Origin of the sequence: Marinobacterium iners (genome assembly GCF_017310015.1) — a bacterium.
GTDB lineage: Bacteria > Pseudomonadota > Gammaproteobacteria > Pseudomonadales > Balneatricaceae > Marinobacterium > Marinobacterium iners.
Map to the genome: position 1 here is coordinate 3,774,273 of NZ_CP022297.1, position 13,960 is coordinate 3,788,232.

General features: G+C 58.6%; 12 protein-coding genes. 5 read left to right on the forward strand and 7 right to left on the reverse strand.

What is annotated here, in order from left to right:
- Positions 1-41 precede the first annotated feature (41 nt).
- Together CFI10_RS17730 and CFI10_RS17735 are read right to left on the reverse strand one after the other, a co-directional pair.
- A complete protein-coding gene (locus CFI10_RS17730) occupies positions 42-845 on the reverse strand; it encodes a DODA-type extradiol aromatic ring-opening family dioxygenase (protein WP_206837158.1) in 804 nt (267 codons plus the stop codon).
- Between the two features lie 22 nt (positions 846-867).
- Positions 868-1,269, reverse strand: coding sequence for a hypothetical protein (locus tag CFI10_RS17735; protein WP_206837161.1), 402 nt, complete (start codon positions 1,267-1,269; stop codon positions 868-870).
- Between the two features lie 162 nt (positions 1,270-1,431).
- Here CFI10_RS17735 and CFI10_RS17740 point away from each other — a divergent pair, with 162 nt between their 5' ends.
- On the forward strand, positions 1,432-2,742 hold the full coding sequence (locus CFI10_RS17740) for a cation:proton antiporter (RefSeq protein WP_206837164.1): 1,311 nt from the start codon (positions 1,432-1,434) through the stop codon (positions 2,740-2,742).
- Between the two features lie 92 nt (positions 2,743-2,834).
- Here CFI10_RS17740 and CFI10_RS17745 read toward each other — a convergent pair whose 3' ends face one another.
- Positions 2,835-4,190 carry an IS1182 family transposase gene (locus CFI10_RS17745; RefSeq protein ID WP_206834794.1) on the reverse strand — a complete coding sequence of 452 codons (1,356 nt, stop codon included), beginning with the start codon at positions 4,188-4,190 and terminating at the stop codon, positions 2,835-2,837.
- Here CFI10_RS17745 and CFI10_RS17750 point away from each other — a divergent pair.
- Entirely contained in the window at positions 4,189-4,854 is a 666-nt protein-coding gene (locus CFI10_RS17750) for a hypothetical protein (protein WP_206837167.1), read from the forward strand. The two genes, CFI10_RS17745 and CFI10_RS17750, sit on opposite strands and share 2 nt — an antisense overlap.
- On the opposite strand, the gene CFI10_RS17755 is transcribed toward CFI10_RS17750, so the two are convergent.
- Entirely contained in the window at positions 4,844-5,206 is a 363-nt protein-coding gene (locus CFI10_RS17755; protein WP_242530049.1) for a gamma-glutamylcyclotransferase family protein, read from the reverse strand. The two genes, CFI10_RS17750 and CFI10_RS17755, sit on opposite strands and share 11 nt — an antisense overlap.
- A 70-nt stretch (positions 5,207-5,276) precedes the next feature.
- Here CFI10_RS17755 and CFI10_RS17760 point away from each other — a divergent pair, with 70 nt between their 5' ends.
- Complete coding sequence (locus CFI10_RS17760) at positions 5,277-5,789, forward strand: lipocalin family protein (RefSeq protein ID WP_206837172.1); 513 nt, start codon at positions 5,277-5,279, stop codon at positions 5,787-5,789.
- 53 nt (positions 5,790-5,842) lie between these two features.
- Here CFI10_RS17760 and metE read toward each other — a convergent pair whose 3' ends face one another.
- Positions 5,843-8,173 (reverse strand): 5-methyltetrahydropteroyltriglutamate--homocysteine S-methyltransferase, encoded by a 2,331-nt coding sequence (metE, locus tag CFI10_RS17765; protein WP_206837175.1) that lies wholly within the window; start codon positions 8,171-8,173, stop codon positions 5,843-5,845.
- Between the two features lie 102 nt (positions 8,174-8,275).
- Here metE and CFI10_RS17770 point away from each other — a divergent pair, with 102 nt between their 5' ends.
- Positions 8,276-9,172: a LysR family transcriptional regulator gene (locus CFI10_RS17770; protein WP_206837178.1), complete on the forward strand. Its 897-nt coding sequence runs from the start codon at positions 8,276-8,278 to the stop codon at positions 9,170-9,172.
- 22 nt (positions 9,173-9,194) lie between these two features.
- On the opposite strand, the gene CFI10_RS17775 is transcribed toward CFI10_RS17770, so the two are convergent.
- Together CFI10_RS17775 and CFI10_RS17780 are read right to left on the reverse strand one after the other, a co-directional pair.
- The gene (locus CFI10_RS17775) at positions 9,195-10,790 is read right to left on the reverse strand and encodes an alpha/beta hydrolase-fold protein (protein ID WP_206837181.1); all 1,596 of its coding nucleotides are present in this window, start codon (positions 10,788-10,790) and stop codon (positions 9,195-9,197) included.
- Between the two features lie 66 nt (positions 10,791-10,856).
- Positions 10,857-12,671 carry a TonB-dependent receptor plug domain-containing protein gene (locus tag CFI10_RS17780; protein WP_206837184.1) on the reverse strand — a complete coding sequence of 605 codons (1,815 nt, stop codon included), beginning with the start codon at positions 12,669-12,671 and terminating at the stop codon, positions 10,857-10,859.
- Positions 12,672-13,046: 375 nt separating this feature from the next.
- Between CFI10_RS17780 and CFI10_RS17785 the strand changes: the two genes are divergently transcribed.
- Positions 13,047-13,868, forward strand: a complete 822-nt coding sequence (locus CFI10_RS17785; protein ID WP_206837190.1) for an NAD-dependent protein deacetylase — start codon at positions 13,047-13,049, stop codon at positions 13,866-13,868.
- Positions 13,869-13,960 lie beyond the last annotated feature (92 nt).

Here is a 13,960-nt window from a genome sequence, read left to right on the forward strand (position 1 = left end):
GAAAAAATCCTGTATCTGACGGGAAAAATTCCCGGTTAATATTAGCCGAAACGGTACCCGGACAGGCTTGTCTCCAGTACCCGATCTACAAACACGTGCCGCCCCTGATCATCACCGGCAGCACCCGCCGCCAGCATCAGTGGCAGCAAGTGCTCCTCTTGCCGCTCCGGATGGCATTCACGCGCCCTCGGAGCCTGATCCCAGCGCGCCAGCGCCTGCCAGCGCACAGCAGGGTCGGCCTCGACCGTCTGCGCCAGCCAGACATCAAACTCATCCGAGATCGGGCCAAAACGCGGGTCGCGATAGCCACGCATGTTGTGGAAACTCATGCCACTGCCCACGATCAATACGCCCTCATTCCGCAGCGATTGCAGTGCTCGGCCCGCCTGCAAATGCGCCTCAGCATCCAGATCCCGACGCAGTGACAGCTGTACCACCGGGATCTCCGCCTCCGGGAACATCAGCTTGAGCGGAATGAACATGCCATGGTCGAAGCCCCGGCCGGCATCGGTTGCAGCCGGCAGCTCGGCCTGCTGCAGCAGCTCAACCACACGCTGTGCCAATGCCGGCTGGCCGGGAGCCGGGTAGGTCAGCTCGTAGGTGTGTGGTGGAAAATTGTAGTAGTCATAGATAAGATCCGGCTGTTCACCCGAGGTAGTGCTGAACACGGGCTCAAGCCAGTGGGCCGATACCAGCAGGATCGCCTTGGGCTGTTCCGGCAGGGTCTCGCGAATGCCACGCAGAAACGCTTCCATCCGATCCCAGGCATCGGGCGGATTCCAGTCCATGAAAAAACAGGGGCCTGCCCCGTGCGGCACAAAAAAGGTGGGCTGAGTGGATGACATGGGGATCACTCCTGTTGCGGATTTAAACGATATATTCACAGACCAGGGTGGCAGAGCTGTCCTGCAACGCCAGACTGATCAGAACACGGTCACATTCAAGTGCTCCGGCCGCCATGCGGTGGCGGTCAAAGGCGGCCTCAACGCCGGATACTCGGCAGTGCTCAAAGCGGGTGGGCGGCGCTGTGCTTGCACGCTCGCCGGCCGGCAGCTCGATGTACAGGGTTCGCAGATCGGGCGCGGTGTCGGCGGCCTTTTCCAGCCAGCGGACCAGCGCTCCCGGCTGCTCGATACGCGTGAGCGCAAAGTGATGATCCAGCAGTGAGAACTGCAGCACGTCGCCTTGCTGAACCAGCAGGCCGCCCAGCATTTCAAGCTGCTCCACCAGGTTGTGTTCACTCAACGGTTCGGAGGGAAATCGAAACACCTGCCACTCTCCTCATACCTGTGACCACTCAGTATATTGGACTGCAGTGGCGCATATTCAACAGCCTCTCTGCCCGCGGCTGGAAACCGCGTGCTGGAAACACTATACAGTAACGACGGGGAACCGCCCCGAAGACACCCAACCTGCCAACAAGGATAGCCCGTGACCCTGAACGATCTTTTCACCCCTGCATTGGGTTTCGCCACTCTGGCACTGGCAAGTCTGGCCTGCCAGTGGCTGGCCTGGCGACTGCGCCTGCCGGCGATTCTGTTTCTGTTGTTGACCGGCATTCTGGTGGGCCCCATCGGCGGGTGGCTGTCACCGGATCTTTTTCTGGATGAGTTGCTGTTCCCACTGGTGTCACTCAGCGTCGCCCTGATCCTGTTCGAGGGCAGCCTGACACTGAAGTTCAGTGAACTGCGCGAGACCGGCACCGTCGTCCGCCGACTGGTGACACTGGGTGCACTGGTGACCTGGGCCGTGATCAGTTTCGCAACCCACTGGCTGATCGGGCTGTCGCCCGCGCTGTCCGCCCTGTTCGGTGCACTGGTGGTCGTTACCGGCCCGACCGTTGTTGTGCCCATGCTGCGCACCCTGCACGCCAAACCCCGCATTGCCGAAGTGCTGCGCTGGGAAGGTATATTGATTGACCCTCTGGGTGCTCTGCTGGCGGTGTTAGTATTCCAGTGGCTGATTGCCACCGGCAGTGGCGAAAACGGTTTTCTCGCCAGCCTGATGATCTTTTTCAAAGTCACGCTGGCCGGCACCATCATTGGCCTGTTGGCGGGCTGGCTGCTGGCTCTGGCATTGCGGCGTTACTGGATTCCGGAGTATCTGGAAGTGCTGGCCGCCATTGCCGCTGTGCTGGTGACCTTCTCACTGTCCAACCATCTCGCTCATGAGTCCGGTCTGCTGGCCGTGACGCTGATGGGGATCTGGCTGGCCAATGCCAAGGGGATCGATATCGACGAAATTCTGGCCTTCAAGGAACACCTTGCCACCCTGCTGATTTCTGGGCTTTTCATTCTACTGGCTGCCCGGCTGGATCTGCAGGCATTGCTGGCACTGGGCTGGCCGGCATTGGTGCTGTTGGCCGTCATTCAATTCATCGCACGCCCATTATCGGTTTGGGCCAGCACGCTCGGCAGTAATCTGAGCTGGCCGGAGCGAGGATTGATCGCCTGGATCGGCCCACGCGGCATTGTCGCAGCGGCGGTCTCGGCCCTCTTTGCTCTCAAGCTTGAGCAGGCCGGATATGAAGACGCCGGACTGATCAGTGCACTGACCTTTGCCGTCATCATCGGCACTGTAGTGTTTCAGAGCGCCACGGCTCGCCCGGTTGCCAAGGCGCTGAGCGTGACTGAACCGGAGCCGCGCGGCCTGTTGCTTATAGGTGCCAACCCGGCCGCTCTAGCAGTCTGTCGGATTAACGTGGCTCGTCGGAGTGACAGAGCCCTTTATCGCTTTCAATGATCGCCAAACAGCCATCATGACCTGTGCATTCGCTTTACCGCTGTTCGACCCCCTATGCGGCTGTCACAGGCGCTCATTTCCAGCAGTGTCTGTCAGCTCACTACTAAGCGATGCATACGCTTGATATTCCATGCCAAGGTCGCCAAACGCCACTCACCACTGACGTTGTCCAGCCCTCTGAGTGAGAACTGCCTGAACCCCATAACGTGTTTGAGGATGCCGAACACGGGTTCCACAGTATGTTTGCGCAGGGCATAACGGGCCCGTCCCGCCTGTGTTTTCAGACGATAGGCCATCTGCTCAACGGGGTCATCACTGTCCGGTGCCACCGGCTCGGCTGCAAAGCGCTCAAGGAGCGGCAGGTGGTGAACGTCTCGTTTCATGGCAATAAGAGGCTCAATACCTTGCTGAGCGCACACCTTAACATTCTCCGCACTGAAGTAACCGGTATCCGCCAGCAGATGGGTCACCTTGCCTAATGAGGCTGGCAAGGCGGTCAATGCGTTCAGTAGCGGCATGACTTGTTGCTTGTCATTCGTCGCCTGCGTGACGTGGACAGAGGTGACCAACATGCTCTCAGTATCCACCGCTGCCTGGGCGTTATAGCACTGATCAAAGCCCTTACCCGTGATCGGCATGATGCGTGACTGCGGATCCGTGAGGTTCGCCTGATCCTTATCGCGTGGACCACCCATCGGGGGCTTGGGGTCACGCCCACGCGGCTTTTTGCCTGCCTTTCGCTGCGCATCGCGATTGGCTGTTTTATCCTGGTAAGCGGTTTGTTCTGCGGCATCCCGTTCTTGCGCACGGGCTTCGATTTTGAGCTTTGCCTCTGCAATGGCCGCCAAACGGGCTTCACGCCGCGCGATTTCGGCCGGAATGTCCATACCATCGGTCGCGACATCGTTGTCGGCCGCCTCGGCCCGTTGAATCAAGGCGTTTACCTCGGTCTTGAGCTGAGCCTCCAGCTTCTTGGCATGTCCATAGGACAGCGCCTTGTGCTTGCTGGCATTGGCTTTAACCTTGGTGCCATCGAGGGCGATGGTGCCGAACTTGAGCAGTTTCATCTCACGTGCCAGCAACAGTACCTGAACAAACAGTTGTTCCAGCTCAGGTAAAAAGCGACGGCGGAAAGTGGCCAGCGTATCGTGGTCGGGGTGGGTGTTCGCGGCCAGGTAGCGGAAGGCAATCGAGTCGTAGGTGGCGCGTTCGATCTTGCGGCTGGAGATCACGCCAGTGGCGTAGCCGTAGATCAGCAGGCTCAGCAATACCGCAGGATGATGCGCCTTGTGGCCTCGGCCAGCGTACTGCTGTGTCAACGCAGACAAGTCCAGCTGTTCGACCACATCGACGACAAAGCGCGCCAGGTGCTCATCAGGCAACCACTCATCAACCGAAGGTGGCAGCAGGTAGTCGGTCTGGCGGTCTACTGGAATAAAGCGACTCATGATGACGCTCCGGTCATGGCTCGATAACAGGTGGATTATCTCACAGGGCTATCGAAAACCCGACAGACTGCTAGCACTGGCCGAGTGCCTGCAGAAAGAGGAGGTGCCTCTATTGGTGGTGGACACCCTCTGGGATGCGATTCGGGATGCCCGCATGCGCGGACTCAGAACCTTGTGCGGCAACCCGTTGGCCGCGGTGGTCGATGATCGGCTGGACCTGGCCGGACTGGGGCATCTGTTGACGCTGACACCACAGCGGGAATGGAACGCCCTGCTGTGCCAGCATTTCCGACGCGACTTTCCGGCTCGGCAGATCTTCACGATCCGCACGGAAAAACACCAACAGGCGAGACTCAAGCTGGCAGAAGAGCATCAGGGTCAGCCACTGGGGCCCGAGCCACTGAACTTCGGCCAGCTCGCCGGCCTGATCAGTCGCGGGGCACACTTCAGGGCTACACGTTTCAGCGAGAGCTATGACTTCAAACAGTGGCAGCAGCAGGATGCGTCGGGCGTACGCATGCCCGTCGCGCTGATCAGCCCGGACCGGCATCTGCGGCTGTTGTCCGATTCCGATGAGGTCGGTCCGGGGGCGGACTGGACCCTGATCTATCTGGATACCGCCGAAAAAGCGGCAAACGGCAAGGTCCGAGAGATCAGCGGCTGACCCAGTTACCTGATGTCAGCCGTTGTCCCGGCTCAACCGTCGGGTTGTAGAGATAGAGCCAAGCACGGCCATGGGGGGTGTCCACCTGAATTCGGTCATACAGTCCGGTGTGCGGTGCATGGGCACAGTATTCCTCCAGTTCGTCCAGAGCGGCAAAAGTCGCCGCATTCACACGGTACACCTCGACCTGCGTCTGGCCCGGTTCCCGCTTAACCGCCGGCCAAGGCCCCAGGTCATAGAGCGCGAAGCCATCCAGCCGTGTTGAACCAAGATACTCGGCACCGCTGAGAAAGTGGTGGTTGCCTTGCCCCTGTTTGAGAGTGCCATATACGGCGACCCGAATCTGCTCCATTGCCAATCCTCTGCGTATGAACGGGTCAGCTATTCTTAAATACCTTAAGGCCATTGAGCAAGGAGATCCCATGCGCACGTTTTTTCTCGGTCTGATACTGCTGACGCTGACCGCCTGCACCAGCCTGCCCGATCGAGTCGAGCCGGTGAGCAACTTCGAGTTGAACCGTTATCTGGGCACCTGGTATGAGATCGCACGGCTGGATCATTCGTTCGAGCGCGACCTGAGCCAGGTGCAGGCCGAGTACAGTCTGAGAGACGATGGCGGGGTGAAAGTGATCAACCGGGGTTTCGACGCCGCCCGAGGTGAGTGGCGCGAGGCCGAGGGCAAGGCGTATTTCGTTGAGGACAGCAACACCGGCTACCTGAAAGTGTCGTTCTTCGGTCCTTTCTATGGTGCCTATGTGATCATGGAACTGGACCACAAGGGCTATCAGTACTCACTGGTCAGCGGCCCGGATCGAGATTACCTGTGGATATTGTCGCGCACGCCGAAGATGGATGCCGATACGCTGGAGCGGCTGGTTGCCATCGCCTGCAAGGCAGGTTATCAGGTGGATGAGCTGATTTATGTGAACCATTGATCAGTTTTGAGCGGATACAAAGGTGCCCGCCCTGACAGCGGGTACCTTGATTTTCAGGCCGCAGCCGCTCGGTTCTCACGCAGCACTCTGGCGGCATCCACCATGTTCTGCAGTGCCGGGATTACCTCACTCCACTGGCGGGTTTTCAGGCCACAGTCCGGGTTCACCCAGAGGCGTTCTGCCGGGATGCGCTGCGCCGCGAGACGCATCAGTTTCACCATCTGCTCCACCGACGGGATGTTGGGGCTGTGGATATCATATACGCCCGGGCCGATCTCGTTGGGGTAGTGGAATTCGTCGAACACATCCAGCAGCTCCATGTCGGAACGGGAGGTCTCGATGGTGATCACGTCCGCATCCATGTGCGCGATCGCCTCGATGATGTCGTTGAACTCCGAATAGCACATGTGGGTATGAATTTGAGTGCTGTCCGACACACCGTTGGCACTGATGCGGAACGACTCCACCGCCCAGTTCAGATACTCGGCCCATTGGCTGCGGCGCAGTGGCAAGCCTTCACGCAGCGCAGCTTCATCGATCTGAATGATATCGATACCGGCACGCTCCAGGTCCTGCACTTCCTCACGGATCGCCAGCGCCAGCTGGTAACAGCTGAGTGAGCGCGGCTGATCATCACGCACGAAGGACCAGTTGAGAATGGTCACCGGGCCGGTCAGCATGCCCTTCATCTTTTTATCCGTCAGTGACTGGGCATATTTGATCCACTCCACGGTCATCGCCTTCGGGCGGCTGATATCACCGAACAGGATCGGCGGCTTGACGCAGCGGGAGCCGTAGGACTGCACCCAGCCGAACTGGCTGAAGGCATAGCCGTCGAGCTGCTCACCGAAGTACTCCACCATGTCGTTGCGCTCAGCTTCACCGTGTACCAGCACGTCCAGCCCCAGAGCCTCCTGCTGTTTGACGGCAAATTTGATCTCCTGCTGCATGCGGACTGTATAGTCTCCAGCATCCAGCTCACCCTTCCTGAACGCCAACCGCGCCTGGCGGATCTCCTGCGTTTGCGGGAAGGAACCGATGGTAGTGGTCGGGTACAGCGGCAGGTTCAGCGTCTGGCGCTGCAGTGCTGCCCGCTGCGGATAGGCACTCTTGCGCTTGCCCAGGCCCGGATCGATGGCGGCAACGGCGTTCTGTACCTTGGGGTTGTGCACCCGCGGTGAGGTACGGCGGCTGTTCAGCGCTGCGAGATTCTCGGCCAGCTCAGCGGCAACAGATGCCCGACCATTGTTCAATGCGCTGTGGATAACCCAAATTTCATCCAGCTTCTGTTGCGCAAAGGCCAGCCAGGAACGAATCTCGGCATCCAGCTTTTGTTCGCTCGCAAGATCCACCGGCACATGCAACAGCGAGCAGGACGGTGCGATCCAGAGGCGACTCCCCAGCCTTGCCGCCACGGGTTCCAGCCAGTCCAACAATGCACTCAGATCGGTTTTCCAGATATTACGACCATTGACCACACCCAATGACAGCACCTTATCCGTGCTCAGCTGCTCGATCACCGGCTCGACTTCATCGCGGGCATTGACCGCATCCAGGTGCAGTCCATCAACCGGCAGGCTGCAGGCCAGCGCCAGATTTTCTTTCAATTGACCGAAATAGGTGGTCAGCAGCAGCTTCACGCCCGTGTTGGTCAGCGCCCCATAAGCGGTGCGGAACGCCTCCTGCCATTGCGGTGCCAGCTCAGTGACCAGTGTCGGCTCATCGATCTGCACCCACTCGATGCCCTTCTCGGCCAGCAGTCCAAGCAGTTCGGCATAAACCGGCAACAGCTGCGCCAGCAGGCTCAGCGGATCGGTTGCGTCCTTGCTCTTGCCCAGCAACAGATAGGTCACCGGACCGATTAGCACCGGCTTGGCGTTGTGACCCAGTGCCTGAGCTTCTTCAATCTGCGCCAGCAGGCGACTCGGGTTCAGGCTGAAGCGGGTCTCGGCGCTGAACTCCGGCACGATGTAGTGGTAGTTGGTATCGAACCACTTGGTCATCTCGCCAGCGTGGACACAGTTGCAGCCGCTGTCGTTGGCGGAGCGCCCGCGGGCGACACGAAAATACTGATCCAGTTCCGAGCCTTGCAGCCCCTGCACTCGGGCCGGCAGGTTGCCGAGGGTAAAGCTCAGATCCAGTACCTGATCGTAGAGGGAAAAATCCCCCACCGGGATCAAATCGAGTCCCGCCTGACGCTTCCAGTTCTGCGCCCGCAGCTCTGAGGCGGTTTGCAGCAGCTCGGATTCGCTTTTCTCGCCTTTCCAAAAGGCTTCCTGGGCAAATTTGAGTTCGCGCCGTGCGCCGATGCGCGGAAAACCCAAGTTGTGTAAACGGCTTTTTGTCTGTGGCTGAAGGCTTTTGTTTTGTCGCTGAAGGCTCATAACACTCTCCAAAATTCAATTCGGAGTCGATGCTAGCCCTTATGAATGATGAAAAATAATGGCATTATCTCATCAACACATTAATTATGATCATGGATTAACATGCTTGACCGCCACCACCTGATGATACTGCGTGCCGTGGACCAACAAGGTTCGCTGACTGCCGCCGCCGATACCCTGTGCCTCACCCAATCCGCCCTGAGTCATTCAGTACGCAAACTGGAGCAGCAGCTGGGTACCCCCGTGTGGCAGAAGGAAGGTCGTCGCCTGCGCCTGACTCAGGCCGGCCGCTATCTGCTGCGACTGGCGGAGCGGCTGCTGCCTCAGTTCGAGCACGCCGAAGCGGTGATGCAGCAGTTTGCCAGTGGCGAGCGCGGCACTCTGCGCATCGGCATGGAGTGCCATCCCTGCTACCAGTGGCTGTTGAAGATAGTGAACCCTTACTTGCAGCAGTGGCCCGGTGTCGATGTAGATGTGCGGCAGAAATTTCAGTTTGGCGGCATGGGCGCCCTGTATGGCCACGAGATCGACCTGCTGGTCACGCCTGACCCGCTGCACCGTAGTGGCCTCGTCTTCGAGCCGGTTTTCGATTACGAACAGGTGCTGGTGGTGGGTCCTGAGCACCCACTGTACGGGCAACCTCAGGTTGAACCGAAACAGCTGCTCAACGACACTCTGATCACCTACCCGGTTGAGCCGGAACGGCTGGATATTTTCAACAGCTTTCTGACCCCGGCAGGTTGTGCACCGCGCCGCCACAAGCAGATCGAGACCACCGACATCATGCTGCAGATGGTAGCTGCCGGGCGTGGTGTCGCAGCACTGCCGCGCTGGCTGGTCAGTGAGTACCAACAAAGGCTGCCGCTGCACCCGCTACAATTGGGAAAATCAGGCGTCGCCAAACAGATTTTCCTTGGTCTACGTAAAGAGGATGTGGAGACTGACTACCTGAACGCCTTTGTCGAACTGGCACGCCAGTATAATCAGCCACCAACGTAAAACCTCAAACAACAAACTCTGATTAGTCACCCAACAGGTGTATCAGCCCCCACCCCAGAGTAGCGCGCCAGTGGAAGTAGTCATGGCCAGCGCTGAACTCTTCCAGTTTCACCGGATAGCCTTTTATCTGCAGGATCTGCTCCAGCTGGCGGTTGGCATTGAGAATACCGCTTTCGCCAAAGTCGGTCTCGAAACGGCCGGCACTGAGGTAGAAGCGGATGGGCAAGCATTCAGACTTGGCCAGCTGCGCATTGAGCCATTCAGGACGTTCCGCATCCGCCGGGCTCCACCAGAACGACCCTGACTGGCTCAGCACCAGACCAAAGTGTTGTGGATAACGATAGGCCGTGCAGGCAGATGCCAAGCCACCGAAACTGGCACCGGCCAAGAGGGTTTTATCCCCAGAGAAACGCAAACCGGTTTTATCCACAACAAAGGGCAGCAGCTCTTCTGCCATGAAGTCAGCAAAGTCTGCGTTGCAGGGCAGCTCCGTACGCCGTGCTGCACGACTGGGGTTGCTGACAAAAACCGCTGCCGTGGGCGGTATCTGACCCGATTCGATCAGATTCGACAAAATACGGGGCGTGGGTACTCGTGATTGGTACTCAGCACCATCAAAGAAAATGGCCAGCGGTACCTGCTCACCCGACCCCGCTTCAATGCCTTCGGGCAGCCAGATATCCACATCACGGGTATTGCCCAAACGCTCACTGCTCAAACGGTAGTGCCGGGCATTTGGCAGCGATCGATCCCCCTTGAGCAGCAGGTCGGAAGGTGCCTGATCCAGCTCCAGAATGGAGTTAAGGTTATAGCGATCATTCAGACCATCCGGCGACCACTGGTTCGGATTCAGCGGATCTCTTTGTGCCGTCGCCATAATGGCGACCCGCTGCTCGCGTTCCGTTCCTGCGACCTGCGGCACATCCGGCGCCAGCTTGTAGCTCATGCGCGTATCGCTGGGCAAACGATAGCTGCGAAACCAGATATCCGAATTCCCCAGGCGAAACAGCGGATCATGCTCATAACCCGGCGCACCCAGCATCAACACCCGCTCACGGGCACCGCGCCAAATGAAGGTGACCAGACGTTCATCCGCAGCCAATTCTGCCTCTGGCACATCCTGCGGCCATTCAATCAGGGGAGTGCCTGACGCCGTCAATCCAGACCAGACCTCATCGACACTCTGCCCTGCTTGCAATGCAGCCAATGCCCGGCGCACCTGAGGGCTGTCCATCTCGGGAGCATTCACCTCCCCCGGTGCCAACAAGGGTGCCTTTTCCAACGCCAGCGACAGTTGCACGGGTGTATCACCGGCACTCAATACCAGCTGATAGGCTTGCCCCTGAGGAGCACGAAAGGCCACCCGTGCATCCACATCACCCGCTCGGGTCAGATGGCGCACCGGCGCGCCTTCGGAATCGACCAGCAGTGCGTTGACCGGGCCGTTGCCACTGAGTTGCCCACGCAGGTAGTCCCCCTGTGCCAACTCCAGGTCCACCACCCGCGTTTCGCCGGCCGGCAGGGACAGCGTTTGCTGCAGCGGCAGCGCCCATGCAGCCGTTGTCACCAGCGCGGCGCTTGCCACGGCCAGTGCCAGCGTATTCATCCTTTTCAACATAGGTTCACTCATAAAAAAGGGCGGTGCTCAGGTAACAGGAACACCGCCCCGGGGAGAGACAAGTAATCAGAAGTCGTAGCTCAGACCCACGTAGACGCTGCGACCCACCACATTACTGTAGTAGTCATCATCGTCGTCATTCAGGTCCACGTCGGTGAGGTTGTTGATACCGCCACGCAGGGTCAGATCCGGTGTGACACGGGAGTTGGCCGCCAGGCTCACTAGGGTGTAGGCCGACTGGGCCTCGTTATCCCAGTTTTTCTGCTCACCAAAGTAATCCACACCCAGACGCAAGCCGGTATCGGCGGTGGCCTGCCAGTTCAAGCCGGCGTTCAATTTGTGGCGCGGGCGGAAGGCCAGCTCGGCATCGCCGTTCTCTTCGGTATCCATGTAGGTGTAGGCCGCATCCAGGCTCAGAACACGGTTCAGATCAACCTGACCCTCCACTTCCAGGCCGGTGACCTGAACCTCATTCAGGTTGACCCAGGCACGGGATTGGGTCGCGGCATCGTAGGTGGCGGTGATCATGTCTTCCACATCATTGCGGAACACCACTGCACTCATGCGCCAGTTGGTGGCACGGGTTTCAATACCCAGCTCATAGTTGACGCTGGTTTCCGGCGTCAGGTCCGGGTTACCCGGGATAAAGCAGGAACCGCCACAGCTGACGATCTGGTATTCCTCGATAATCTGGTGTGGCCGCGGTGCCTTGTACGCCTTGCTGACACCACCCTTGATGGAGACGGCGTTGTTCAACTCATACACCAGGTAACCACGCGGGGTGAACTCACCGTCGAAGTCATCATGGTCCTCATAGCGGCCACCCAGGGTCAGGCGCAACTTGTCGGTCAGCTGCATTTCATCCTGCATAAACAGGGCCTGCTGGCTGGCGTCGCTGCTGCCGGATTGGGTAAAGGCGACCTTGTCGCTGACTTCCTGATTGCGGTATTCGTAGCCCATGCTCAGGCCGTGAATACCCAAGTTCATACTGGCACTACCGGACAGCGTCAGGTTGGTCTCTTCCAGGTTGCGCTGCTTGGGGTCCGGATAGCGGCTGTTGTAATCGTCGATTTCGCCATCTTCATAGTTGACGCTGAGCAGGGTACGGCCCCAGTCCCAGTTACCCTCGTGGCTCAGAGCGTAGGTAGTGCGCTCGATTTCCTGCTCGCGGTATGAGCCACTGGCGTAATTGTTATAAGGGCGCTCATCATGGTTGATCATCAGATCCGCATTCACCGTCTGACGTTCATCCAGATCCCAGCTCAGCGAGCCGGACAGGTTACGCGCTTCCTTCTCTTCACGCTCCGGCACCGTATCAACATCGTTAATATACCAGGCGTCACGGTTGTAGAACTCACCACTGAGACGCAGGTAAAGATTGTCTGTCAGGGAGCCGGCGGTGGACAGGTTGGTACGGAACTGGTCACCCTCTTCACCCTCGGTGATGTGTTCGTAGACCACGTCCACATTGGTGGCCCAGTCCTGCGCACCCTTCTTGGTGATGATATTGATGACACCACCCATGGCGTCGGCACCATAAAGCGACGACATGGGACCACGCACAATTTCGATCCGCTCAATACTGGCACGTGGAACCGCGCTGAAGTCGAAATCACCGCCACGCCAGAGGGCATTGCCGGAGGAAATGCGGCGGCCATCCACCAGAATCAGGGTATAGCCGGCATCCAGGCCACGCATGCGCACTTCATCACGGCCCGCACTATCGGTGGTGTTGATCACACCGGCGCTACGGCTGACCAGATCAGCCACGCTTTCGGTCGGATTGTCGCGCAGCGCATCGGCATTGATCACGGTGGTAAAGGCCGGCGCGGTCATCTGAGTATGTTCGGTACCCGAGGCACTGATGACGACCGTGTCCATTTCCTGAGTGGCAGCAAATGCAGATTGGTGCGCTAGCATCAACCCGGCTGAAAGCGTAGAAAGGGCAAACGCCCGAAGCGGCTTTGAAGGATACATTTTGTCTTATACCTGTAAGAATGTGTGTGAGCCCCTTGTTGGCCATGCGGCGGAGGGCTTCTTGAGTACAGTGAGAGCGTGTGGCGCCCTGGAAGGGCTCAGAGCACCAAACACTTAAGCTTAATGCTAATTGTTATCATTTAGGTAATCAATAGATTGTATTGGATGCGCGCTGCCCAGCGCCGAATACTCTGTACTAACGCCCAGCCTAGCCCCGGCGATTCATTTCCCACACAATGACGTATCCTAGAAAGATTCTTTTCCGCTTGAGATCCAATCATGTCTTACCAGGCATTGAGTGATTTTATCCACAGCCACCCCCGCCTGCTGGTGTTGACCGGTGCCGGTATCAGCACCGACTCTGGCATCCCCGACTACCGCGATAGCAACGGTGACTGGAAGCGCAAGCAGCCGGTACAGCACCCGGAGTTCATGCGCTGCGAGCACACCCGTAAGCGTTACTGGGGTCGCAGCCTGGTAGGCTGGCCGGTGATGCGTGATGCCCGGCCCAACGCGGCACATGATGCCTTGGCACAACTGGAACGGCTGGGCCATATCAACCTGCTGGTAACGCAGAACGTGGACGGCCTGCATCAGCGGGCCGGCAGCGAGAGGGTTATCGACCTGCACGGCCGTTCCGATCGGGTGATCTGCATGAGCTGTGACTTCAGCTGCAGCCGTGACGAGGTGCACCTTCAAAGCTCCGACCTGAACCCAGCCTTCACCCACTTCAGCGCCGAGACCGCCCCAGACGGCGATGCGGACCTGGAGGTGGATTTCAGTGACTTCCGCATTCCCGACTGCCCTCACTGTGGCGGAATTTTGAAGCCGGATGTGGTGTTCTTCGGCGATAATGTACCCAAACAGCGGGTAGTGGATGCACTGGACGCCTTGCAGCAAGCCGACGGTCTGCTGGTGATCGGCTCGTCGCTGATGGTCTATTCCGGCTTTCGCTTTTGCCGCCGTGCCCATGAGTGGGACAAGCCGATTGCGGCACTGACCCTGGGCAAAACCCGCGCGGATGAGCTGCTCAGTCTGAAAATCAACCAGCCCATCAGGCCGGTTCTGAGTGCTGCATTGGAACAACTGAGTATCAAATGACATACACAACAGGTGATATAGTAGCCACTCTCCCTATATAATCGGCCCTATTAACACTGTTGACGGAGCCGCAGCTGATGAATTCAGCTATT

Coding starts and splice junctions, on each gene's coding strand:
- CFI10_RS17745 (WP_206834794.1), bottom strand. CDS start 4,190: ATGAGTCGCTTTATTCCAGTAGACCGCCAGACCGACTACCTGCTGCCA.
- CFI10_RS17760 (WP_206837172.1), top strand. CDS start 5,277: ATGCGCACGTTTTTTCTCGGTCTGATACTGCTGACGCTGACCGCCTGC.
- CFI10_RS17785 (WP_206837190.1), top strand. CDS start 13,047: ATGTCTTACCAGGCATTGAGTGATTTTATCCACAGCCACCCCCGCCTG.
- CFI10_RS17775 (WP_206837181.1), bottom strand. CDS start 10,790: ATGTTGAAAAGGATGAATACGCTGGCACTGGCCGTGGCAAGCGCCGCG.
- CFI10_RS17770 (WP_206837178.1), top strand. CDS start 8,276: ATGCTTGACCGCCACCACCTGATGATACTGCGTGCCGTGGACCAACAA.
- CFI10_RS17750 (WP_206837167.1), top strand. CDS start 4,189: ATGATGACGCTCCGGTCATGGCTCGATAACAGGTGGATTATCTCACAG.
- CFI10_RS17755 (WP_242530049.1), bottom strand. CDS start 5,206: ATGGAGCAGATTCGGGTCGCCGTATATGGCACTCTCAAACAGGGGCAA.
- CFI10_RS17730 (WP_206837158.1), bottom strand. CDS start 845: ATGTCATCCACTCAGCCCACCTTTTTTGTGCCGCACGGGGCAGGCCCC.
- metE (WP_206837175.1), bottom strand. CDS start 8,173: ATGAGCCTTCAGCGACAAAACAAAAGCCTTCAGCCACAGACAAAAAGC.
- CFI10_RS17780 (WP_206837184.1), bottom strand. CDS start 12,671: ATGGACACGGTCGTCATCAGTGCCTCGGGTACCGAACATACTCAGATG.